Genomic DNA, 24,361 nt, shown 5'->3' with positions numbered 1-24,361 from the left:
AAAGACTTATGATAACTAACATATTAAAATCTAAATACAGGTTATTGGTATTAATCGACCAGACCAAATCTTCTTATACAGCTTTGCGTAATGCAGTAAACTTAGCTAAGGTGATAGATGCAGGAATAGAGGTGCTTTATGTTAAACCCCCTATTCAGGTTGTTAAACAGGATAATCAAATAGCAGTAATACGAACATTGGAAGAGGAGAGGATAGCTTTAAAAAAAGCAATGCAAAAACTAGTAAACACTATATCAGATTCAGAAAACATCCCTGTGATTTATAGTTTTACCTTCGGAAACGTTATTGCAGAAATACAAAATCATATTACCAAAACACAGCCAGATATTGTTGTTATTGGTAAACGAAAAACTAAAATGATAAACTTTTTGGGAGATGGTTTAACCTCTTACTTATTAAAGAATCATAAAGGAGGGATTCTTATTTCCGGGGATGAGAAAAATTTAAAATCCTATACTAATGTCTCTCTTGGTTTTCTTGATGATATGTCGATGAGTAATGAAATTGAAATAACACAAGATTTAAAGAAAAACTCGAGTAAACCTTTTACACTTTTTAAAATTAAAAAAACAAACAGTGTTAAAAAGAAGACTTCCTTTTTAAAATCAACAGAACAAGAAGGAATTATAAATACAACAGTTTTTGAGTTTGAAGAAGGAGCAGGTAATAGTGACAGTCTTTCAAAATATATCGAAAAGAACAAGGTAGAGCTACTTTGCATAAAGAGAACAAAGGATCTAAAACCAAATAAACCCCTGAGGTTAATAAATACAAAAATAAAGCAAACCATTAATAAAATAAATGTTCCGGTTCTTATACTGGCTAACTAAAAATAGTACTTATGAAAGCACATACAAAAGAAACACAACGTACAATGACCCCAAAAAAAGCTTTGGATTTTTTAATCGAAGGGAACGAACGTTTTCAAAACAATCTAAAGGCTAATAGAAACTTATTGCAGCAGGTAAATGAAACAGCAGACGGGCAATTTCCTTTTGCTACTATATTAAGCTGTATCGACTCCAGAGTGTCTGCCGAGTTAGTTTTTGACCAAGGGTTGGGAGATATTTTTAGTATACGAATTGCAGGGAACTTTGTAAACGAAGATATTCTGGGAAGCATGGAGTTTGCTTGTAAATTAGCAGGCACAAAGTTGCTGGTAGTTTTGGGGCATACTGCCTGTGGGGCAATCAAAGGCGCTTGTGATCATGCCAGGTTAGGTAACTTAACCGCTTTGATAAATAAGATAGAGCCCGCAGTCGATGCAGTTAAAGAGCCAAAAGACGAAGCATTGAGAAATTCAAAAAATATAGATTTTGTTAATGAAGTTGCAGAAAAAAATGTGATGATGACGATGGATAATATTCGTTCTTCAAGCGAGGTTCTGGCAGAAATGGAAAACAAAGGAGAAATAAAAATTGTAGGAGGAATGTATGACCTTGAAACTGGCGTGGTTAAATTCTTTTAAAATGAAATTTAATTTTTTTTTATTCCTGTTTTGGATAGCTACATCAGTTTTTGGGCAAGATGAAACAGGGAATTGGTTAATGTATTTTGGTACAAATAAGGTGAATGAAAAATTAAGTATTCATACAGAAATACAATATCGAAATCATACTATTGCACCAGTTAATATCGAGCAATTATTATTGAGGACAGGTCTTAATTATCATTTTGACAAAAATGCCTTTGTAACAGCTGGTTATGCATATATTGGTAATCATTTATATGAATCTGACCGTAATAGCCCGGAGGTTGAAGAACATCGTATCTGGCAGCAGTTTATTACCACCAATACTATATGGCGATCAAAGTTTGAACATCGTTATCGTATGGAAGAACGTTTTATTGAAAATGAGTTTAATACACGCTTTAGATACCGCTTAATGATTTTTTTACCAATTAATAAACCTAAGATTGAGGAAGGGACATTGTTTTTGGGAGTTTATGATGAAATTTTTATTAATGGTAAAGAAGAACTTTTTGATAGAAACAGGCTTTATGGAGGTTTTGGCTATCAATTTTCTAAAAATCTAAATGTACAAGCAGGGTTTTTGTACCAAAGACTAAGAGACACAGGAAAGGGATTTATTCAATTTGGAGTTGTATTTAATACAGATCTTCGAAAAAAAAACTAGACAAAGTACCTTAATATAGCTTTGTTTAGAGCTTTATTGATAATGAAAAAATGTAGGACAATTGATTTTAAAGAACGTGTTTGATCTCTGGTCCTTCCCAAAGTTGTTGATAGGTATTCTGTTTTCTTTGGGAAAGGCTCGGGATAGCGTATAAAAATTTTATTCAAAATTATCCATACTATTTTAAACAATTTACTTTTTAAACATTTAAAAAGTAAATTGTTTAAAATGTTTTTTTTTTTTTGAACCTATAATTTTGTGCAGAGAAAATAATGCCCAAATACTAAAAAAAAAATACACTATACGCTAGGAAGTCCTTTAAGACGTTTTTCTATTTTCTGCTTCTTGGCGGTTAGAAGTTTCATGACATCCATGATTTCTGAATCTTTAGTTTCTTTATAAACTTCGTTTAAAGCCAGGATAAGCTCTTTTGCCTCTCTGGAGGCAGCAACTCTGTCACTTGTAGACATATTAATCATTTTTCGGCTTTCGAATTCTATAGCTCTTTTCATTAATTCCATAATCTGCTTTTTTTTAAAAATACAAAACACTTAAAAAATATAAGCATGTATTTAGGCAAAATTAACTATTTTATAGGAATTAGCTTTGTTTTTGTTGTATAGAAAATATTTTTGGATATATATAACTTAATTTTCAGGTAATTTATAAGTTCCTTTTTTGTACATAGAGGAAGCTGTAATAATATGTCCAAGAGCATCTTTTGCTAGTTCGGGATCTACTTGTTTTTCTTTCAAATTCTCGTCTCCATTTATTTCAAACTGTACGGGTTCTTTATTGGGTTGTAACACGACCATTTCATTTCCTACTCTAAAAGCATTTGTGGTATGAAACTGCATAACTGCTCTGCCAGGCACATCATCTTTTAAATCAAATAAATTTCTGCCGGGCATTGGTGTTTGTATGTCCAAACCGGTAAGGTCGAGCAAGGTAGGAGGGATATCTATCTGGCTGCATAGTTTTTCATAATTTACACCACCTTCTATACCGGGAGCAATTATAAATGCAGGAATATGAAATTTATGAACAGGAATTAGATTTTTGCCATAGGTTCTTGTATTATGATCTGCAATTACGACAAAAACAGTATTATCATAATAAGCTTCTTTTTTTGCCATTTCAAAAAACTTACCGATAGCATAATCGGCATATTTAATAGCGTTGTTCACCGTGTTTTTTTCTTTGTCATAAAGTTCAATTCTGCCGTCCGGAAACTCAAAAGGGGTATGGTTAGAAGAGGAAAACATTAAAGAAAAAAACGGGGTGTCCCCATAAGATTTATAAAGGTCATTTGCTTTTGCTACCAGATCCTCATCAGATACTCCCCATACCCCTTTAAAGGCATATTCATCTTTCTTAAAATCATTTTCATCAATAATTTTCTTAAATCCATTGCCATTAAAAAAAGATGCCATATTATCAAAGTTAGAAAACCCTCCGTAGATAAAACTGGTTTCATAGCCTTTTCTGCCCAACACATCAGCAAGGGTAAAAAAACCATTTTGAGCCTTACCCAACTTAACAACACTTCTGCTTGGTGTTGGTAAAAAACCGGTAACAACAGCCTCTATTCCACGCACACTTCTTGTTCCTGTACAATACAGGTTTGTAAACAGCATTCCTTCTTTAGAAAGTTTATCTATATTAGGGGTTAGTGGTAATCCATTAAGGCAACCCACATATTCTGCCCCTAAGCTTTCTTGTAAAAAAATAACCAAATTGTATGGTTTATCTGTTTTATGGGTGCTTTTTTGTTTATGTAATAAGGGGATTTCACTATTTGTAAAATCAGAGGGAACAGTACTCATATATTTACGAGTTCGGTCTATTGCCTCTTTCTCATCCATTTTACCATACATTTTAGAGCTGTCTTCTTCATTTTTTAAGGAGTAAACAGCAAATGAAACAGTGTATAAAGAGCTTAGTGCTAAGCTGTTGGTAAATTGATCTTTAGAGAAGATGGCATTACTTGCATTAATAGGTCTAACAGATGTAAGAGAAGATCTTGCTCCCCAAAAAAGTAAAAAACCTACAATAGGAAAAAGCAAGAGTTTGGATGTATAAGGCACCTCTTCTCCCAAGCAGAACCAACGTTTGGATCTTTTAAATAAAAATACAGCTGCAAAAACCAAAGCAATAAAAGCCAGTAGCAATTGTAACCCAAAACCCTTTACAAGCATATTAGAAACTTCTTTTGGGTACAACAAATACTCTACAAATAATCTATTTGGTCTGGTGTCATATTGTAACAAAAACGTAGGGGTTGCAATTTCCATAAACACCAAAAAGAACAAACATATTGCTAAGAAATATCTAATAAACCCATTTAATTTTTTTAGTATTGGATTTGGTAAAAATATAAGTAAAATAGTAGGCAAACTAGCAATATAGGTAAGTAGTATAATATCCATTCGGATACCAATAAAAAAAAGGTGCCAAAAATTAGCAGTAGCAGTAACCCTTTCCCAAAAGATCAGGGTTAAAAATATCCTGCTTATTGTAGTAATGGATAAACCAATAATATAAAATTTTAAAATTGGCTTTAAAAAAGTAGTTTTACCTGGTAACTCTTTAAGTAATTTCAATAGTATAATGTTTTAATTTTTTTGTTTTTTTACGATTAGAGCCCTTTATTGAGGGTTTCATTCTTTCGGGGTTTGCTTCAAAAACAAAAACAAAACATATTTTCAGAAGCATACCAACTAGCTTGCTCTAAGGTTGTTTATAATAAAAAACAATAAATATTTTAATAAGCCATGTTTTATATTTAATTACAATACAAGGCTTATAACTCTGTAATTCAAACTTTGGCAACCAAACCTTACCAAGTCGTAAAGATAATCTTAAGAAATGAGATTAACTACTTTTGAAGTAAATTTGGTTTTATGTAAAAAACTATTTATTATTACCATAAAATGACAGATTTGGTATCATATTACTAACGATTACGAGTTGGATTTTATTTTTAGATTTCTGAATTATATTCACGTCACCCCATTTAATTGATTCTATTTGAAAAATTATCAGATAGCTTGATTTTGTAGGAAATAAAAGTCAAGTGTGGTTATAAGTATAAGATAGATTATCAATGATGGAATGCTGTATAATAAAAATGTTAAATTAAGTAAATAGCTAAGTGAAGCACATTCATTTTATCATAAACCCTATTGCAGGATCTGGCAATAATGTTTTTACAGGAGATACTTTGCATAAATATTTTGAAAAGGACAAGTATAAGCTGACTATAAAGTTATCTGACCATAAAAAGCATGCAATAGAGTTAACAAAACAATCTATAAATGAAGGGGCAACCATTATTGTGGCTTGTGGGGGTGATGGAACAGTTAATGAGGTTGCATCTTGTATTGTGGGCACATCGATTAGACTGGGGATTATACCAACAGGCTCAGGAAACGGGCTGGCTTCTAACCTTAATATACCAAAAACTATAGAAAAGGCAGTTGCATTAATCAAACAAGAAAATGTTACAAAAATAGATGTTGGTACAATTAACGAACATTATTTTTTTAGTAATGCCGGAGTTGGTTTTGATGCAAATGTGATTAAAAATTACGAAGCCTCAAATCAGCGAACGCTGTATAATTATATAAAAGCCTCATTAAAATCATTTAGAGAGCTTAATAAGCAAAAAAAAATTAAAATCAATATGGATAATAAAACCATATTGGTAAATCCATTTATGATTTTTGTGTCCAACTCAAACGAATTAGGCTATAAAATAAGTTTAACCCCCAAGGCTTCTTTACAAGACGGTTTATTGGATACCATTATTATACCTAAAATAAGTAAATTAAAGGTCATTCTGTTTGGTGCTTTAATGCTTTTTAGAAAACATCAAATTCTTAAAGAAACGCAAATTTCTCAAACAAAAAGTATGCATCTTTTAAGAGTGAAAGGAAGTGTTTTTGAGGCACAGATTGATGGAGAGCTATATCATATTGAAGAAAAGGATATCACCATCTCCTTAAAAGAAAAATCTCTTAATGTGATCACTACATAAAGGAACATCATTTCTTTTTATTTACAATCCAAAAGGATTCGACTTTTCTCACGATAATTTTATTTAACAATCGGTGTTTCCCTGGTTAAAAATACTATTTAAGTCTCGCAAGGGTACAGGAGATCGTTACAATATATACATGGATCTCTCGCAAGGTGCAGGAGATTACTAAGATATTTTTTTCAGAAAGTAGAGATCGAAACAAAATATGGTTCTCCCGATCTTAACCTGTATAAGGCGGTAGCTTATAAAAGATGGAGTATACCAATTTCAGCATTTATACTTACTATAATTGGAGTGGCAGTGTCTTCTGTGAAAAGATGTGGAGGAATGGGAGTTAATTTGGCACTAGGTATTGTTTTGGCTTTTGGTTTTATTTTTATAGATGAAGTTTTGGGTATCTTAGCAGTACAGGCTGATTTTGAACCCTGGATAGCAGTATGGCTGCCAAATATTGTATTTGGGGTTCTTGCAATATACCTGCTTATATCGGCTAAACGATAAAAGGAACATTTATTTTAAAAGTCTTTGGGTACTTGTCTGGATAATTTTTATGCAGACTTATTTTCCTTAATAGCAATTTCTTATAGCTTTAAAAACACAATAGCTTTTCATTAATCGATAGCGAGTGATTAAATTCATTTAATATTTTTAACACTGGGTTTACGATTTCTCATTAGTATAGTAATGATTAAATAATGTTAAAACTTTACAAATATTGAAATTTATATACAATTTTGACCAATAAATTTAGTATTAGTAAAATTTTAAACTTCGCAAATGAAAAGTTCATTAACACTTTTTTCAGTACTATTTTACTTTTTTTCTATTGTAGTCAGCAGTCAGGAATCTAGTATCAAGGGAATAATTACAGATGGTCAAACTCCGCTTCCGGGGGCAAACATTATGCTTAGGGAAGCTCAAAAAGGAGTAGTTACAGATTTTGATGGTAATTTTGAAATAACAGGCATACCAGAAGGGCAATACAACATTGCTATCTCTTATCTTGGTTTTGAAGATAAGGTTATTTCAATTACCATAAATTCTGGTGAGATTAAAAATTTAGGAAGCATTGCATTAATAGCTTCTGCAGAAGCTCTGGATGAGGTGGTGGTAACTGCTTTGGGTATAGAGAAAGAAAAGAAACGATTAGGTTATGCCGTACAAGAAGTACAGGGAGATCAATTTACAACCGCAAGAGAAACTAACGTTACCAATTCTTTGGCGGGTCGTGCTGCCGGGGTACAAATAACAGGAGGAGGATCTGGTGTAGGTTCTACCTCTTTAATTACAATACGGGGAGAAGGTTCTCTTATCCCTGGCAATAACTCCCCTTTGTTTGTTGTAGATGGTATACCTATAAGCAATCGTACCGTAAGTAACAGTGCAGAAGGCAATCTGGAAACAGATTTTGGTAACGGAGCGCAGGATATAAACCCCGACGATATTAAATCCATGTCTATCCTTAAAGGACCAAATGCAACAGCACTTTATGGATCGAGAGGGTTAAATGGAGTAATTTTAATTACTACAAAATCAGGAGAAAAATCAAAAGGATTAGGAGTTAGTTTTACGCAAAATGTAACTTTTGAGAACGCATTAAGAATACCAAAATATCAAAATCAATACGGACAAGGAGCCGGAGGAGAATTTGAATTTTTAGACGGTTTTGGAGGAGGAACAAACGATAATATCGATGAGAGTTGGGGACCCCGATTAAATGGTCAGCTAATAGCACAACATGATAGCCCTACTACCAGTGGTTTTAGAGCAGGGGATTTTGCCAGAAGACCAAGAAATGCAGATGGCACTTTTGCAGACCAAATCATTCCTACACCCTGGAAATCTAACCCTGGTAATATTGAAGACTTTTTTAAAACAGGATCTACATTAACCACTAATTTAGCCTTGACCGGTGGTAATGAGAACGGTAATGTAAGACTTTCTTTAACTAATTTAAAAAGTGAAGGAATCTTACCAAATACAGACTACGACAGAAGAACGTATGCCTTAAACGGATCTTATAACCTGTCCAAATGGTTAAAAATATCTTCTTCGGTTAACTATGTAAACAGTCAAAGTGATAACAGACCCAATAACTCTTACGGTACAGAAAACATAATGTATTTATGGGTGTGGTTTGGTCGACAAATTAACATGAATTCCCTAAGGGATTACTGGCAACCAGGATTAGAAGGAAGACAACAGTTTAATTATAATTATAACTGGCACGATAATCCTTTTTTTACATTAAACGAAAACACAAACGGATTTGATAAAAACAGGATCTTTGGTAATGCCAGAGCAGATATACAGATAACCAAAGACCTCTCTCTTATGCTGCGTACAGGGGTAGATTACTTTAACGAATTAAGAGTAAGTAAACGAGCCTACAGTACACAACGATTTGCAAAAGGACAGTATCGCGAGGATGATATCTTTTTTAAAGAACAAAATACAGACTTTTTACTGCAATATAATAAATCACTTAATGATGACTTTAGCGTAGGATTATCTTTTGGAGGTAACCTTAGAGAAGAGGAAAATCGGTATAAAAGAATTAGCGCAAACTCCCTTTCTGTACCAGGAATATATAATTTTGAAAATGCAGCCGAGCCATTGGCAAAAACACAATTTAACGACAAACGTAAGATTAACTCACTATATGCCTTTGTAAATCTTGCGTACAAAAACTTCCTCTTTTTAGATATAACAGGAAGAAATGATTGGTCAAGCACCCTGCCAAAGAATAGTAATTCATACTTCTACCCATCTGTAGGACTTAGTGCAATAGTATCTGATATGATAGAAATGCCAGAAGTTTTTTCCTTTGTAAAACTTCGGGGAGGTTGGGCAGTTGTAGGTAATGATACAGATCCATACTCGTTAAAAAACACGTTTTCATTTAGTGAGCCTTTTGGAAGTTATCAAAGGGTAAATGCGTCGGATATTTTAAGAAACGAAAACCTAAAGCCAGAAGAAGCTACCTCAGTAGAATTTGGTACAGATCTTCGATTTTTTAATAATCGTTTAGGGTTGGATGTTACTTACTATAAATCTACCGTAAAAAACCAAATCCTAAAATTACCAGTACCTAATACTTCTGGGTTTAAATCAAGAATCATTAATGCTGGCGAAATTGAAAACACAGGTATTGAAGTAGTATTAAATGCTAAACCAATAAAAACAACAGGAGGCTTTACATGGGATACCAATATTAACTTTACCAGTGCCCGCGGTAAAGTAAAATCATTAATTGATGATTTAGATACGTACGAGATTTCTTCAAACTATGTGGATGTACTGGCAAAAGTTGGAGGCAGAATGGGAGATATTTATGGTACCGGTTTTGTAACCGTTGATGATCCTAAAAGTGCATTTTTTGGACAAGTAGTTCATAACGAAGATGGATTTTCGATACGGGATCCTAATGTAAAAAAACTAGGAAATTATAACCCCGATTTTACAGTAGGTTGGCAAAATACGTTTACATACAAAGGGTTTAATTTTGGATTCTTATTAGATTGGAGACAAGGAGGAGAAATAATGTCCAGAACCACTTTGATTGGGGGTACCTCTGGTATGATGGATTTTACGGCACAAGGCAGAGAGTCAGGAATTATCTCACAAGGAGTAATACAAAATACAGATGGTAGTTATAGAAACAATGATGTTGTATTATCTGGTCGGGATTATTACTGGTGGCGTTATAATCGAAATAACGAAGAAATAGGAATATTTGATGCCTCTTTTCTAAAACTTCGCGAAGTACGTTTGGGATATAATTTTCCTAATAGTATTCTTAAAAAGACTTTTATGCAAAGCATGTCCCTGTCTATAGTAGGTAGAAATCTGGCACTATGGACAGAGAACCCTCATTTTGATCCCGAAACCATCTCTTTTAATGGTGGCGTTATTGTGCCTGGAGTAGAAGACATGGCATTACCAAGCTCTCGAAGCTATGGGCTAAATCTAAATGTAACTTTTTAAAGTAAAAAAGATGAAAAAATATATAGTAGCAGGAATAATGATATGTATAACAATACTATCCTGTACCAATGATTTTGAAGAAACAAATACGAACCTTAACGAACCAGAAACAGCTAGTCAGGATCTTCTGTTATCTACTGCAATATCTACCGTAGCAAACCGGGCAGTACAATCCGGATGGAATGGTGGTAATATCGTAGGACAACTAACCGCAAAAATTAACTTTACAGGTTTTGACCGTTATGAGTGGGGATCAGAATCTGGTTTATGGGATGAATATTATGGGATTCTTCCGGAAATAGATATTATTTTAAAATCTTCTGTAAAAGAAGAAACCAAAAATACTACGTACGAGGGGATAGCATTGGTATTAAGATCGTATGTGTTTTCTATCTTAACCGATAATTGGGGGAATATACCTTTTACCGAAGCATTACAGGGTACAGAAGGTAATTTTACCCCAAAATATGATAATCAAGAAGTTATTTATAAGACCATCCTTCAGGATCTTAAAAAAGCATCAGAATTATTAGCATTGGGAAAAACGATTCGTATTGCAGGAACTTTGAATGGAGGAGATATTTTATATGAAGGAGATACCAAAAAATGGCTAAAGTTTGCAAATTCTCTAAGGCTACGGTATTTGCTAAGAATCTCGAATAAAGTAGATGTATCTTCAGAAATGAAGACGATAGTAGATAATGGTATGTTTATAAAAACAAATCAGGAAAATGCTGTAATGACCTATCCGGCAACCACACAAACAGATTCCTGGTCAATAAGTACTAGCAGAATAGGTAGTTTTGATGAGCACAGGCTTAGTCAGACCAGCGAAACCATATTAAAGAAATTTAATGACGGTCGTTTATTTTCATGGTTTCAACCAACCGATAATCCAGAGGATGCTCCTGATTTATATGTTGGTTTACCTAATGGTTTAAGTGAAGACAATGCTTCAACCTTTAATGGGGGGGCAAAAAATGTATCCCGATTAAGGGAATCGTTCTTTTATAGATCTCCAAACAGTGTAAAAGCAGCTATAATACAAGCTGCAGAGGTACAATTTATACTTGCAGAAGCAGCACAACAAGGTTGGATAGCAGGCGATGCAAAAACTTTTTATGAAGAAGGAGTACGACTATCTTTTGCCTATTGGGAAACCAATCAGGATATCAACGCCTATCTTTTACAAACAGGAGTGGTGTACGATGGCAGATTGGAAACGATAATCACCCAAAAATGGCTGGCTTCTTTTTTGGTCGGATATGAAGGGTGGTATGATTTTAGAAGAACAGGATTACCATCATTTATTACTCCGGGACCAGATAATGTAAACAACGATAAGGTACCTGTACGTTTTCTGTATCCGGATAACGAGCAGACTTTAAACAGCCAAAATTACGAACAAGCAGTTTCAGAAATAGGAGGAAATACCATTAATGCAAAAGGTTGGTGGGAAAACTAATTCCTGTGAAATCAATTATAGAACAAAAAGATGAAACAAAATATAATATATAGTATATTTTTTGCTTTACTACTTTTTGGTAGTAGAGGGAAAGCACAAGAAAAAAGTACAACTAAAGTCATTTGGATCACTTTAGATGGATTACGTTGGCAGGAACTGTACTCTGGCGCAGATTCCTTATTGGTAGCAAATAAAACCTATGTAAAAGATACTACAAAATTAAAATCTGATTTTTGGAGATCTAATCCAAAAGACAGAAGAGAAGCCTTATTACCATTTTTCTGGAAAAACATAAGTAAAATGGGGCAATTGCACGGTAACAGAAATCTAGGGAGTAAAGTAGATCTAACTAATACTATGTGGTTTTCGTACCCCGGGTATAATGAAATCTTAACAGGAGTTGCCGATGATAAAAACATCCATAGCAACGATAAAATAAATAACCCTAATAAAACAGTATTAGAGATAATCCATGAAATGCCAGAGTATAAAGGAAAAGTAGCTGCTTTTGGTAGTTGGGATGTTTTTCCGTTTATCGTAAATGAAGAGCGATCTCAAGTTCCTGTCAATGCAGGTTTTGAGGCTGCAAAAGGTGTTAATCTAAGTGAAAGAGAAGTGTTTTTAAATCAATTACAAGAGCAAATACCAAGCCCTTGGAGTTCGGTTAGATTAGATGCCTTTACCCATCATTATGCGTTAGAATATATGAAAAAAACACATCCCGAATTAGTATATATTGCGTATGGAGAAACCGATGATTTTGCACACGATGGAGATTATGAAGCCTATCTGAATGCAGCACATAATACAGATAACCTGATTAAAGAATTATGGGAGTTTACACAACAGGATTCTTTTTATAAAGATAATACTGTGTTTATCATTTCTACAGATCATGGACGAGGAACCAATCCTTTAGATACCTGGAAAAGCCATGGTAAAAAAGTAAAAGGAGCAGGACAAGTATGGATAGTAACCTTTGGTAAAGGAATAACCCCTATAGGGGAAGTAAGTACAGAAGAGCAGCTATATAGTAATCAAATAGCTGCTACGGTCTCTGCAATAATAGGTAAAAAATACCCTGTAGAAAAAGCAGGAAAAGTTATAGATGTTATAGTGCCTATAAAAAAGTAATTGCATCTATATACAGTAAGGTAAAAAACGACCAGTTTATTAAAATTGGTCGTTTTTTATGAAATAGGATAATTATACAATGTTTATTATCATAGTGGTAGTTTTATTTTTTTAAGTTTGTTAAAAAAAGATTGATGACGCACCGATTCAAAGGGTATCATGGTACAAGTGTTAATTCGGCTAAAGAAATTATTGCTTCTAATTATAAAAGATCAATAGGAGATAAGGAGTGGCTAGGAAATGGAGTTTACTTTTTTATAGAAGGTATAAGTTCTAAACCTGAAGAGCAAGCAAAAAAATGGGCAATAGTTCAGGCTTGGGACAATTTGAATCATAGGGATAAGTACAAACAGTATTGTGTAATAAAATCAATAATTGAAGTAAATGAAGATAATTTATTGGATTTGACAAAAGAAGAAGGAGTTGAAATAATAAATTATTTTCTTGAATGTTTTGAAAATAAGATCAATAAACTTAATAAAAAATTAGATTTTTTGGATGGATTACTAATTAATTTAGCAAGAGGAGAAGGTATTTTACCTATTGACGTTGTAAAAGGAAATTTTTACATTAAATTTGCTAAAGAAAGAATTAAGCGAATTAACTTAAGAACTCCTAATTGTACAATTTGTACAGTTTTTGAACCAGATACTAATATAGTAGACACAAATATTGTTTTTACAGGAGATATAAAAGATGAAACTAAATAAAGACATAAAAGCAAAAATTGACAATTATTTTCAGAATATTACTGCAGAAGAACTTTATGAAGTGGCTGTCAGTAAATATGGCTTTGAAATAAATATAGATTTGGATATCGATAATCAGTCTTTTGAAGTTATTGAGCAGATTTTTTATACATCAAGTATCGATAATAGTATAGATTCAAATACTCAGGATTCAATGGCATTAGCGGCATAATATGAAAATTCAATTAGAAAATTGGAAAGTGTTAAATTTGAATTTTTCGGCTACTCCAGAGGAAAATAAAAAAGAAAATTCATTTGATCTTAGTACAGTACATTTTTTTCCAGAAGATAATCCAAAATTGTTCAAGATCAGTTTTGAAATTGAAGTAAGAGATAAAAGATTTGACTTAAATATTGAATCTGTATTTATTTTTAAATTAGATAATAATATTACTGAGGAATTTAAACTTTCAGATTTTCCTAAAATTAACGCTCCCGCAATAGCTTTTCCATATTTAAGAGCATACATTTCAAACTTAACATTACAATCAGGATACGAATCTGTTATTCTGCCTTCAATTAATTTTGTAAATCTATCCAAAGAAAGAGAGGATATTTAAATCAATTTCTAAGTTGTTATTAACACCTTTTCTATAGAATAAGTATTCTTTTTAGGTATCAAATATATTTACTAAATCAGCCCTTTTTGTTTTAAATTAAGAGGTTAAGAATCATTTTATAAGGTATTACTATTTTCAAAATTTAATATTTACCTCTATTATATTTTGAAAACTATAGCGATCTGGAATCATCATCAAAAACAAATAAGACAAGAATATAAAATCTTCACCACGTCTTTTTTTATCCAGTTCCCGTCATTTTATTAATTCTGTTGCTCCGTAGTTTTGCATTAAAACTTATTTAGATCAAATAAAAATAAAATGCTATCGGAAACCCAACTTACCCTAAAACCCAATCTTGCGGTTGATTACCTTTTTGATGCTCATTCTAAATATGAGTACGAAGAATATATACAAAAAACAGTTCAATATATTAAAACCTTTTTGGATAACGATTGTTTCTATAGTGGAGAATCATCAGAGCGATTAAAATCCCGTAAAAAAGGAATTTCTGTAAGTTCTTCAACTAATATAACCCTGGAAGAAGCACTGCAAGAAATCAAAGATATCTTTTTAGATCATGCAATTTCATTTCATCATCCACATTATGTAGCACACCTTAACTGCCCTGTTTTGTTACCAGCATTAGTAGGGGATTTAATAGCCTCATCGGTAAATACAGCTGTAGAAACCTGGGACCAGAGCACCTCTGCAACCTTGATTGAACAAGAAATTATTCGTTGGATTTGCAACGAAATGAACTTACCCTCACAAGCAGACGGGGTTTTTACCAGCGGAGGGACACAATCTAATTTCAAAGCCCTTTTAATGGCAAGAGACCATTATGCGTTTACCCATTATGGTATTAACCTAAAGGAAAACGGTTGGTCTGATGAGGTAAGTAAGTTTCGTATTTTTTGTTCCGATAAAGCGCATTTTAGTATTAAAAAGAATGCAGCTTTACTAGGTATGGGATATGATTCTGTAATACCAGTACCTACCGATGATAAAATGAAAATGCGGGCAGATGCATTGGTGCAAGCTATAGAAAAAGAAAAACAACAAGGTAACATTCCTATTGCTATTGTTGGTACCGCAGGAACCACAGATTTTGGAAGTTTTGATCCGTTGGATACCATGGCAAAAATAGCAAGAGAATACAATATCTGGTTTCATGTTGACGGCGCGTATGGAGGGTGTTATGTATTAACCGATACCCATAAACAGGTATTAAAAGGAATAGAAAAAGCAGATTCTGTAACTATCGATTTTCATAAAACATTATTTCAACCTGTATGTTCCAGCGCTTTTTTGGTAAGGGATACGACTCATTTTAAATATATATCGTACTACGCCGATTATTTGAATCCTTTAGAAAGCAGGGATGAAGAATATCCTAATCTTATAGAAAAATCTATTCAAACCACCCGAAGATTTGATGCTTTAAAACTGTGGTTTACATTAAAGGTTACCGGAGCTAAAACTCTGGGTTCTTTTCTGGAAAAAGTACATTATCTGGCATTAGAAGGATATGATATTATCAAAGACGATATCTATTTTGAAGTTGCCCACCAACCAGAACTCAGCACGCTGGTGTTTCGGTTTAAAATACCGGGAGTAGAAGATAATACGGTGTTAGATATGATAAATATGCATATTAAAAATACCCTGTTTAAATCTGGAAAAGCCTCTGTTGCCAGTACAAAATTACAAGGCAAAACATATTTAAAATTTACCCTGTTAAATCCACGATCTACAAAACAAGATCTGATAGAGGTTATTAAAATGATTAAAGAACAAGGACTAGCCTATACTGCAAATAATTAAAACAAAATAAAGATGAATACTAAAGATAAAATAATAGATTTTGTAGCAGTAGGGATAGGCCCATTTAATCTCGGTTTAGCATGTTTAACAAATCCCATTAATGGCTTAGAAGGTGTTTTTTTAGATAAAAACTCAAAATTTGATTGGCACCCGGGCATGCTATTGCAAGACACCACCTTGCAAATCCCGTTTATGGCAGATTTGGTTACTTTGGCAGATCCAACCAGTCCTTTTAGTTTTTTAAACTATATCAAAAAACAAGGGCGAATGTATTCTTTTTATATAAAAGAAAACTTTTTACTACTTCGTAACGAGTACAACCAATATTGCCAATGGGTAATCCAGCAATTACCTAATCTGTTTTTTAATACCAAAGTAACTCATATTCAATATAACGAAGAGGAGAAGTATTATGTAGTTACCTCACAATGTACAAAAACAGAAGAATTAAAAATCTATAAAGCAAAAAAACTGGTTTTAGGAACAGGAACACAACCTATTGTACCAGATTGTTGTAAACACTTAAAAGGAAAAGCAATTCATTCCTCGTCTTACCTTCATCATAAAGCGGTACTACAAAGCAAAAAATCTATTACCGTTTTAGGGAGTGGGCAAAGTGCTGCAGAGATATTTTATGACCTGTTGCAGGATATAGATACTCTGGGATACCAATTAAACTGGATTACCAGATCCCCAAGATTTTTTCCGTTAGAGTATTCTAAACTAACTTTAGAAATGACTTCTCCAGAGTATGTAGATTACTTTTATAATTTGCCAGTATCCAAAAGAGATCACTTAATTAAAAATCAAAAACATCTTTTTAAAGGGATTAATCAGGATCTTATCGCCAGTATTTTTGATATGATCTATACAAAGCAATTAACCAATACGGTTAACATTAAACTACGTACCAACTCAGAGTTAACCTTAGCACAATATGATACATCGCAACAAAAATTTGATTTAGAATTACATCAAATAGAGCAAGACAAAAGATACAGACATCAAACAGAAGCGTTAGTACTGGCAACCGGATATGCATATCAAAAACCTGAATTTATAGAAGGGATTACAGATCAAATCCTTTGGGATGATAAAGACCGGTACGCAGTACATCGCAATTATAGTATTGATAAAAGAGCGCAAGATATTTTTGTGCAAAATGCCGAATTGCACACGCATGGGTTTGTAACACCAGATTTGGGAATGGCATGCTATCGTAATTCTTTTATTATTAAAGAACTAACAGGAAAAGAACACTATCCAATAGAAAAACGCATTGCATTTCAGCAATTTGAAGTAACTGAAGAAGAGGAAATTAGTATTGAAAAGACTTTAATTTCTTAAAAGAGGTTGTCTATTAAGTCGACTCAAATCCAAATTGTTAGCCTGAACTTGTACTAGTATTTAGTCAAAATAGCATATTTGGGTGTCACATTGAGCTTGTCGAAATGTAATTAAAAACATCAATTTTACCGGACTTCGACAAGCTCAGTCTGATAAGCTCAGTTCTCTTTTTAGACAACCTCATAATCATAAAGCTAGCATGAACCTAAAAAACATTCTAATACTAATGACTTTGGTAGCAGTGGTAAGTGACTATCTGTTGCACCCTTTTTACCCACAATTTTTTGAAACCCGTTTTGGCGTTACAGACCCAAAATATGTAGGATATTATTTTGCTGCAATTTGTTTTATGGTCATGATTGCATTTCCATTTTGGGCATACATATCCAAAAAAACAGCAGAGCTTCGTATTTTGATATACACACAAGCTGTAGCAGGTATATTAGCATTGTTTTGCTATGCTACAGATTCCTATATAAACTTCTGGATACTATCGCTTGTAATGGTTCTTTTTAAAGGTAGTTACCTATTGGTTTATCCCTATATCTTAAAAGTAATCACCCCAAAAGAACACACATCTACCATAGGTTTATTATCGGTAGTTGTGCATTTAGGAGGGATTTTAGGAGCCGTACTAGGAGGGCTTACCGTAGATCTGGTAGATGCCAGTTATATCTTTTTGATTATGGCAATGGGAGATTTTGTACAGATGGGAATAAGTGCCTATGTATTAGCAAGTAAAAAATATGATACAAAAAAAATAGAAGAAATAGAAACTACTCACGAGCACAAAAATAAAGGCATCCCCAAAGGCTTTATTTTAAAGATTGGGATAGTAACCATGATCTTATATTTTAGTGATTTTCTTATTCGCCCTTTTTTCTCTGTGTATTGGGAAACCCTTTCGGGGTATACCGATAAACTAATTTCAGGAACCATTTATGCTATCCCGGGCTTTGTAGCATTACTAGCCCTTTGGATCAACTCAAAACGAAAGCAAAAAAATGGATACCAAGGTATTCTGGGGGCATTATTTTTAGGAATAATAGGATTGTTGCTTCAAGGAATACCTTTTGGTGCAATTGTAATCACAGGGCGAATCATTTATGGATGGGCTATTTTTCAGGGAGTAGTACGTTTTGATGTACTATTATTTGCATATAGCACTCCAGAAAACTATGCTACAGACTATAGTAAAGTGCACTTTTTTCAGAATCTGGGGGTATTACTCGCATCCTTTTCGGTAGGTATTTTGGTAGACCATCATGGATTACAAATTCCATTTACCGTATCGCTTATAGGTTTTCTGGTAACATTAGGGATTTACTATGTGCTGTTTCGTACTGTATTTACCGAAAAAACAAAACAACTAGCAAAAACGTAACTATTTGATATGCCAGTTCAAGAACATAACAATACTATAAATTCTTTGAAAAGCAGATTCGAGTTTACCTACTCTTATTCGGGTTTTGGAGAAATCTATATACGACATTTTAAGGTTCAAAAAGATAGCGAAGTACTACACGATTGGGTAAATCGGGAGTATGCCATATTTTGGGGGATGCAACAATCTACTTTACAAAATGTAAAAGAGGAATATACCAGGTTATTAGCGCCCGATCATTACGATATTTTTGTAGGAGAGTATAAACAACAGCCCGTTTTTATACTAGAAAGATACCACCCACAACAAGATTTGGTAGGAGAATATTATCCTGCCAAAGACACAGATTGTGGGATACATATTATCGTTGCACCACCAGCAAAGAAAGGTAAGATCCCCGATTTTACATGGTATATGTTTGATACTATTATGAATTTTGTTTTTCAGGATAAAAACATACACAGAATAGTTGTAGAGCCGGATATACGAAATAAAAAGATGTTTGCAATATGTCAACGAGTAGGGTTTAAGCTAGACGCCATAGTCGAACTCCCCCATAAAACTGCGCAATTAGCCTTTTTAACCAGAAAAAAACACCAACAACTTAAAATAATTCCACAAATAAATAAACGAAGTGCTATGAACACCTTAGATAATGCCGTTTCGCCTCAGCAATCCGTAGCCCACATGCAACCCCAGTTATGGGATAAAGTAAATACTTTACTTATTAAAAAAGCAATTTGCGAATTTAGCCACGAATTACTTATCCAGCCTGAAATCTTAAAAAATAAAGAAGAAGGATGGAATAGTTATGTCTTAAAAACAGATAACCCTACCATTCAATATAAATTTGAGGCAAAACCATTAGCATTACAGCATTTATGGATTAACGAGGCGACCATTAAAAAACACAAAGATGGAGAGACGGTTCGACTAGATGCTATTTTGTTTATTAAAGAGTTCAGAAAGCAATTGGGGATACAAGATACTGCTATGCCAGTGTATTTAGAAGAAATAGTAAGTACGCTGTATGGGAGTGCCTTTAAGCACCAAAAAGGAAATCCGGTATCTGCCGATTTAGTATCTGCCGATTTTCAGACCATAGAACAATCTATGATGGAGGGACACCCTGGTTTTGTAGCTAATAATGGTAGAATAGGATTTGATAGTAGTGATTATCGATCCTATGCACCAGAGGCAGGAAACTCCTTTAGCCTGATCTGGCTGGCAGGGCATAAAAGCAATGCAGTATATGCCGCTATCGAAGATTTACCTTATGAGGTGTTGATACAGCAAGAATTGGATCCAGACACCATTTCCGCATTTAATACCATAATCAAAAACAAAGGGTTAGATCCTAAAGAGTATTACTTTATACCCATGCACCCTTGGCAATGGTTTAATAAATTAGCCAATATTTTTTCTCCAGAAATAGCCAAAGGCACTCTAATTTGTCTTGGATATGGACCAGACCAATATCTCGCCCAGCAGTCTATTAGAACACTATTTAATATCTCTAATCCAACTAAGTTTTATACCAAAACAGCACTCTCTATTTTAAATATGGGATTCATGAGGGGATTGCCATTATATTATCTGGGAACCGCCCCAAAAATGGCAGTTTGGCTAGAAAACCTATTGTATAAAGACCCTTATATTAAGGAAACAGGGTTTAGAATGTTGGGAGAAATAGGTTCGGTTAGTTATGTAAACCCTTATTTCGAAGAATTTGGACCACATAACGACTACAACAAAATGTTGGCATCTTTATGGCGAGAAAGCCCGATGTCAGCAGTAACAGAAGGACAAACCCCAATGACGATGGCTGCCTTTTTACATATAGATCATACAGGAGTAGCATTTTTGCCTAAAACTATAGAAGCCTCTGGGCTATCTACCGCAGATTGGTTGCGTAACTATCTTAAAGCATATCTAAGCCCGCTATTACATTGTTTTTATCATTTTGATTTAGTGTTTATGCCACATGGCGAAAACATTATTATGGTATTAGAAAATAATATTCCGGTAAAAGCATTGCTTAAAGATATTACTGAAGAAGCCTGTGTTTTAAGCCCCGAAGTAGAATTGCCAGAATATTTAAAACGAATGTATGCTCCCGTACCAGAAGATGTTAAGCTGTTGTCGGTTTTTACAGATATTTTTGACGGATTCTTTCGATTTATGTCTGCTATTTTGGTAGAACATGCAGGATATCCCGAAGAAAATTTTTGGGAGTTGGTAGCAGAAAATATTCAGGAATATCAAGAGCGATACCCACAATACGAAGCTAAGTTTACGCAATACGATTTATTTGCACCAGATTTTCATTTATCCTGTCTTAATCGATTACAACTTAATAACCATAAACAAATGATTGATTTAGACGATCCTGTAGCATTACTACAATTTGCAGGAAAATTACAAAACCCTATCGCTGCTTTTAAAAGAGAAAAATCTGGTTTTACTATATAAAAACATTTGTTTATGAATACTACTGTGATACCCCAAAATATTATTTTTTCTAAAAATATTCAAGGGCTTGGAGACATACAAATACGACCTTTTTCAATAAAAAAAGATAGTACAACCATTTATGATTGGGTTACAAAACCTTATGCTACCTACTGGGGGATGCAAGAACATACTTTGGATAAAGTTAAACAAACCTATCAAGAAATAGTAGAATCGCCCGATCATGATGCTTTTATAGGAGTGCTAAATGAGCAACCTATTTTTTTAATGGAGCGCTATAATCCTTCAAAAGATATAATAGCAGAACATTATGAAGTTAAAAAAGGAGATTGCGGAATGCATATTTTGGTTAGCCCTGCAGAAAAAAGGATTCCAAATTTTACCTGGCATATATTCTCTACCATCATAGAGTTTCTTTTTCATAATCCAAAAACAGAACGTATTGTAGTAGAGCCAGATGTACGAAACGAAAAGATACATACCCTTAATAAAAGAGCAGGTTTTCAATACCTAAAAGAAATAGAACTACCTCATAAAAAAGCAGCACTGGCATTTTGTACCAGAAAAGCATACGAAAAAGCACTTGTACAAGAAGCAAATAAAAGTGCGAACCAAAATTAAGACCGATGATTACGATAGATAGACCCATTAAAACAGAAACAAAACTTACCCATCTTCAACCCAAAATTTGGAATACAGTAAATCTGGCATTAGTAAAAAAAGCTATTAGCGAGTTTGCGCACGAACTATTAATAGAACCAAAACCACAATACCAGGAAAAAGATTGGACTTATTACCATCTATCTACCGATATTTCTGGGATAATCTATACGTTTAAATCTAAAAAACGAAAACTGGATCATTGGCACATCAATGAAGCTACGTTAATAAAGAAGCAAAATGGAATACAGGTACCAGTAGACGCTATGGACTTTATTATCGAGTTTAAAGATATTTTAGGGATTCCAGAAGATATGTTGCCAACCTATCTAGAAGAAATTACCAGTACCTTATCTGGTGCAGCATATAAATTTCAACACAAAAGATTAAGCGCTTCAGAATTAGTAAACGGTAGTTTTCAAGTCATAGAACATGCCATGACAGAGGGACATCCTTGTTTTGTAGCCAATAATGGTAGAATTGGCTTTGATGCCGAAGATTATGGTAAATATGCTCCAGAAAGCGATACTACCTTTCCGATTATTTGGTTAGCAGGACATAAAAGCAAAGCGACATTTACTTGTGTTAAAGGATTTGAATATAAATCTTTAATGCGACGAGAACTAGGAGTATCGAGTATTGTTCAATTTAACAACAGATTAGAAACTTTAGGGTTGGATATAGAATCTTATATTTTTATACCAGTACATCCGTGGCAATGGCAGAATAAGATCATTCAAATTTTTGCAAAAGAAATAGCAAACAGAGAGCTTGTTTTTTTAGGAGAAGGAGAAGACTACTACTCCCCACAGCAATCCATACGAACGCTATACAATAAGAGCAATCCCCATAAACTATACACTAAAACGGCACTTTCTATTTTAAACATGGGATTTATGAGAGGGTTATCCCCATATTATATGCAAAGTACCCCGCATATCACCTCTTGGATAACCCAACTTTTAGAAAAAGACCCATATCTAGCTAAAACAGATTTTACCATGCTGGGAGAAGTTGCTACGGTAGGATATAGAAATTTTAGCTACGAGGCTTTAGGTAAGGCAAGTGCATATAATAAAATGCTTTCGGCATTGTGGAGAGAATCCCCGATGTCTAAAATTAAAGAAAAGCAGCAGGTAATGACCATGGCAGCATTTTTACATATAGATGCGTATGGTAATTCGTTGTTAGCAGAACTCATAAAATCTTCGCCCTTGGATACTACCAGATGGTTGCAAAAATATTTGTATTGCTATCTAAGCCCCTTGATACACTGTTTTTATACCTACGAAATGGTTTTTATGCCCCATGGCGAAAACCTGATTATGGTTATGGAAAACCATACCCCGGTAAAAGTATTGATGAAAGATATTACCGAAGAAGTCATTGTTTTTAATCCAGATATGGAGCTGCCAGCAGAAGTAAAACGATTGTATACCGAGACTACAGATACGATGAAGATCCTTACCATTTTTACAGATGTGTTTGATTGCTTTTTTAGGTTCATGGCAGATATATTAGCAGAACACGGCGATTATCCAGAAGAATCATTTTGGAAACTGGTTGCAGAATGTATACATACCTACCAAAAAGAACATCCCGAATTAAAAGAGAAATTTTTAAGATATGACCTTTTTAAACCAGAATTTGATCGTTGTTGTTTAAACCGATTACAATTAAGTAATACAAAACACATGTTAAACCTGGCAGATCCAATAGGAAGTTTACGATTGGTAGGAACATTAAAAAACCCTATAGCAAAGTATCGTAAAATAGATCCCAGTATAGACTGGGAAGACAAAAATAAATAGAGCGTTGTGTTGTCAAACTGAGCTTGTTGAAGTATTGTCATTCCGTTGTAGAACGGAATCCAGTAGTAGTAATGTATAATAAAATAGATCCCAGTTTGTACTGGGATGACAAAAATGAATAGAGCGTTGTGTTGTCAAACTGAGCCTGTCGAAGTATTGTCATTCCGTTGCAGAACGGAATCCAGTAGTACTAATGTATCATAAAGTAGATCCCAGTTTGCACTGGGATGACAAAAGTGAATAGAGCGTTGCTTTGTCAAACTGAGCCTGTCGAAGTATTGTCATTCCGTTACAGAACGGAATCCGGTAGTACTATAATGTATAGTAAATAGATCCCAGTTTGCACTGGGATGACAAAAATGAATAGAGCGTTGCTTTGTCAAACTGAGCCTGTCGAAGTATTGTCATTCCGTTACAGAACGGAATCCGGTAGTACTATAATGTATAGTAAATAGATCCCAGTTTGCACTGGGATGACAAAAATGAATAGAGCGTTGCTTTGTCAAACTGAGCCTGTCGAAGTATTGTCATTCCGTTACAGAACGGAATCCGGTAGTACTATAATGTATAGTAAATAGATCCCAGTTTGCACTGGGATGACAAAAATGAATAGAGCGTTGCTTTGTCAAACTGAGCCTGTCGAAGTAGTATCATTCCGTTGCAGAACGGAATCCAGTAACACCAATGTATCATAAAGTAGATCCCAGTTTGCACTGGGATGAACTGTGCTTAAAAACAAATATTTGGTTGATAATTTTCTATAT

The 24,361-nt window shown here is 33.9% G+C and carries 18 protein-coding genes and 1 pseudogene; 17 read left to right on the top strand and 2 right to left on the bottom strand.

Annotated features, from left to right (window positions below; genetic code table 11):
* Nucleotides 1-8 precede the first annotated feature (8 nt).
* Genes ACZIYX_RS03995 through ACZIYX_RS03985 form a run of 3 tightly spaced genes read left to right on the top strand, consistent with a single transcriptional unit; the run spans nt 9 to nt 2,159 of the window.
* On the top strand, nt 9-851 hold the full coding sequence (locus ACZIYX_RS03995; RefSeq protein WP_462680906.1) for a universal stress protein: 843 nt from the start codon (nt 9-11) through the stop codon (nt 849-851).
* An 11-nt stretch (nt 852-862) separates the two neighbouring features.
* The gene (locus ACZIYX_RS03990) at nt 863-1,489 is read left to right on the top strand and encodes a carbonic anhydrase family protein (protein ID WP_462680905.1); all 627 of its coding nucleotides are present in this window, start codon (nt 863-865) and stop codon (nt 1,487-1,489) included.
* Between the two features lies 1 nt (nt 1,490).
* Nucleotides 1,491-2,159 carry a DUF2490 domain-containing protein gene (locus ACZIYX_RS03985; RefSeq protein WP_462680904.1) on the top strand — a complete coding sequence of 223 codons (669 nt, stop codon included), beginning with the start codon at nt 1,491-1,493 and terminating at the stop codon, nt 2,157-2,159.
* A gap of 299 nt (nt 2,160-2,458) precedes the next feature.
* Here the strand turns inward: ACZIYX_RS03985 and ACZIYX_RS03980 are convergent, their stop codons facing one another.
* On the bottom strand, nt 2,459-2,680 hold the full coding sequence (locus ACZIYX_RS03980; protein WP_462680903.1) for a hypothetical protein: 222 nt from the start codon (nt 2,678-2,680) through the stop codon (nt 2,459-2,461).
* A gap of 126 nt (nt 2,681-2,806) precedes the next feature.
* Nucleotides 2,807-4,762: an LTA synthase family protein gene (locus tag ACZIYX_RS03975; RefSeq protein WP_462680902.1), complete on the bottom strand. Its 1,956-nt coding sequence runs from the start codon at nt 4,760-4,762 to the stop codon at nt 2,807-2,809.
* A 551-nt stretch (nt 4,763-5,313) separates the two neighbouring features.
* Between ACZIYX_RS03975 and ACZIYX_RS03970 the strand changes: the two genes are divergently transcribed.
* From ACZIYX_RS03970 to ACZIYX_RS03905, 14 genes and pseudogenes are all read left to right on the top strand, one after another.
* Nucleotides 5,314-6,198 (top strand): diacylglycerol/lipid kinase family protein, encoded by an 885-nt coding sequence (locus ACZIYX_RS03970; RefSeq protein WP_462680901.1) that lies wholly within the window; start codon nt 5,314-5,316, stop codon nt 6,196-6,198.
* Between the two features lie 189 nt (nt 6,199-6,387).
* Nucleotides 6,388-6,702: pseudogene (locus tag ACZIYX_RS03965) on the top strand (LptF/LptG family permease); the annotation flags it as partial.
* A gap of 276 nt (nt 6,703-6,978) precedes the next feature.
* Nucleotides 6,979-10,188, top strand: coding sequence for a SusC/RagA family TonB-linked outer membrane protein (locus tag ACZIYX_RS03960; RefSeq protein ID WP_462680900.1), 3,210 nt, complete (start codon nt 6,979-6,981; stop codon nt 10,186-10,188).
* A gap of 10 nt (nt 10,189-10,198) precedes the next feature.
* Complete coding sequence (locus ACZIYX_RS03955; RefSeq protein WP_462680899.1) at nt 10,199-11,653, top strand: SusD/RagB family nutrient-binding outer membrane lipoprotein; 1,455 nt, start codon at nt 10,199-10,201, stop codon at nt 11,651-11,653.
* A 30-nt stretch (nt 11,654-11,683) separates the two neighbouring features.
* Nucleotides 11,684-12,787, top strand: a complete 1,104-nt coding sequence (locus ACZIYX_RS03950; RefSeq protein WP_462680898.1) for a phosphoglyceromutase — start codon at nt 11,684-11,686, stop codon at nt 12,785-12,787.
* Nucleotides 12,788-12,921: 134 nt separating this feature from the next.
* Nucleotides 12,922-13,497: a hypothetical protein gene (locus ACZIYX_RS03945; RefSeq protein ID WP_462680897.1), complete on the top strand. Its 576-nt coding sequence runs from the start codon at nt 12,922-12,924 to the stop codon at nt 13,495-13,497.
* Entirely contained in the window at nt 13,484-13,708 is a 225-nt protein-coding gene (locus ACZIYX_RS03940) for a hypothetical protein (RefSeq protein WP_462680896.1), read from the top strand. Before ACZIYX_RS03945 ends, ACZIYX_RS03940 begins: the two co-directional genes overlap by 14 nt.
* Nucleotide 13,709: 1 nt before the next feature.
* Nucleotides 13,710-14,096 (top strand): protein-export chaperone SecB, encoded by a 387-nt coding sequence (locus ACZIYX_RS03935; RefSeq protein WP_462680895.1) that lies wholly within the window; start codon nt 13,710-13,712, stop codon nt 14,094-14,096.
* 321 nt (nt 14,097-14,417) lie between these two features.
* Nucleotides 14,418-15,923, top strand: coding sequence for a pyridoxal phosphate-dependent decarboxylase family protein (locus ACZIYX_RS03930; RefSeq protein WP_462680894.1), 1,506 nt, complete (start codon nt 14,418-14,420; stop codon nt 15,921-15,923).
* 12 nt (nt 15,924-15,935) lie between these two features.
* Nucleotides 15,936-17,270 carry a lysine N(6)-hydroxylase/L-ornithine N(5)-oxygenase family protein gene (locus tag ACZIYX_RS03925; protein WP_462680893.1) on the top strand — a complete coding sequence of 445 codons (1,335 nt, stop codon included), beginning with the start codon at nt 15,936-15,938 and terminating at the stop codon, nt 17,268-17,270.
* 226 nt (nt 17,271-17,496) lie between these two features.
* Nucleotides 17,497-18,654 carry an MFS transporter gene (locus ACZIYX_RS03920; RefSeq protein ID WP_462680892.1) on the top strand — a complete coding sequence of 386 codons (1,158 nt, stop codon included), beginning with the start codon at nt 17,497-17,499 and terminating at the stop codon, nt 18,652-18,654.
* Between the two features lie 9 nt (nt 18,655-18,663).
* Nucleotides 18,664-21,126, top strand: coding sequence for a GNAT family N-acetyltransferase (locus tag ACZIYX_RS03915; protein ID WP_462680891.1), 2,463 nt, complete (start codon nt 18,664-18,666; stop codon nt 21,124-21,126).
* A gap of 12 nt (nt 21,127-21,138) precedes the next feature.
* Complete coding sequence (locus ACZIYX_RS03910) at nt 21,139-21,747, top strand: GNAT family N-acetyltransferase (protein WP_462680890.1); 609 nt, start codon at nt 21,139-21,141, stop codon at nt 21,745-21,747.
* A gap of 5 nt (nt 21,748-21,752) precedes the next feature.
* A complete protein-coding gene (locus tag ACZIYX_RS03905) occupies nt 21,753-23,597 on the top strand; it encodes an IucA/IucC family protein (RefSeq protein ID WP_462680889.1) in 1,845 nt (614 codons plus the stop codon).
* The last annotated feature ends 764 nt before the right edge of the window (nt 23,598-24,361 follow it).

This window comes from Aquimarina sp. (assembly GCF_977115655.1).
This window is presented reverse-complemented; position numbering and strand designations above follow the sequence as displayed.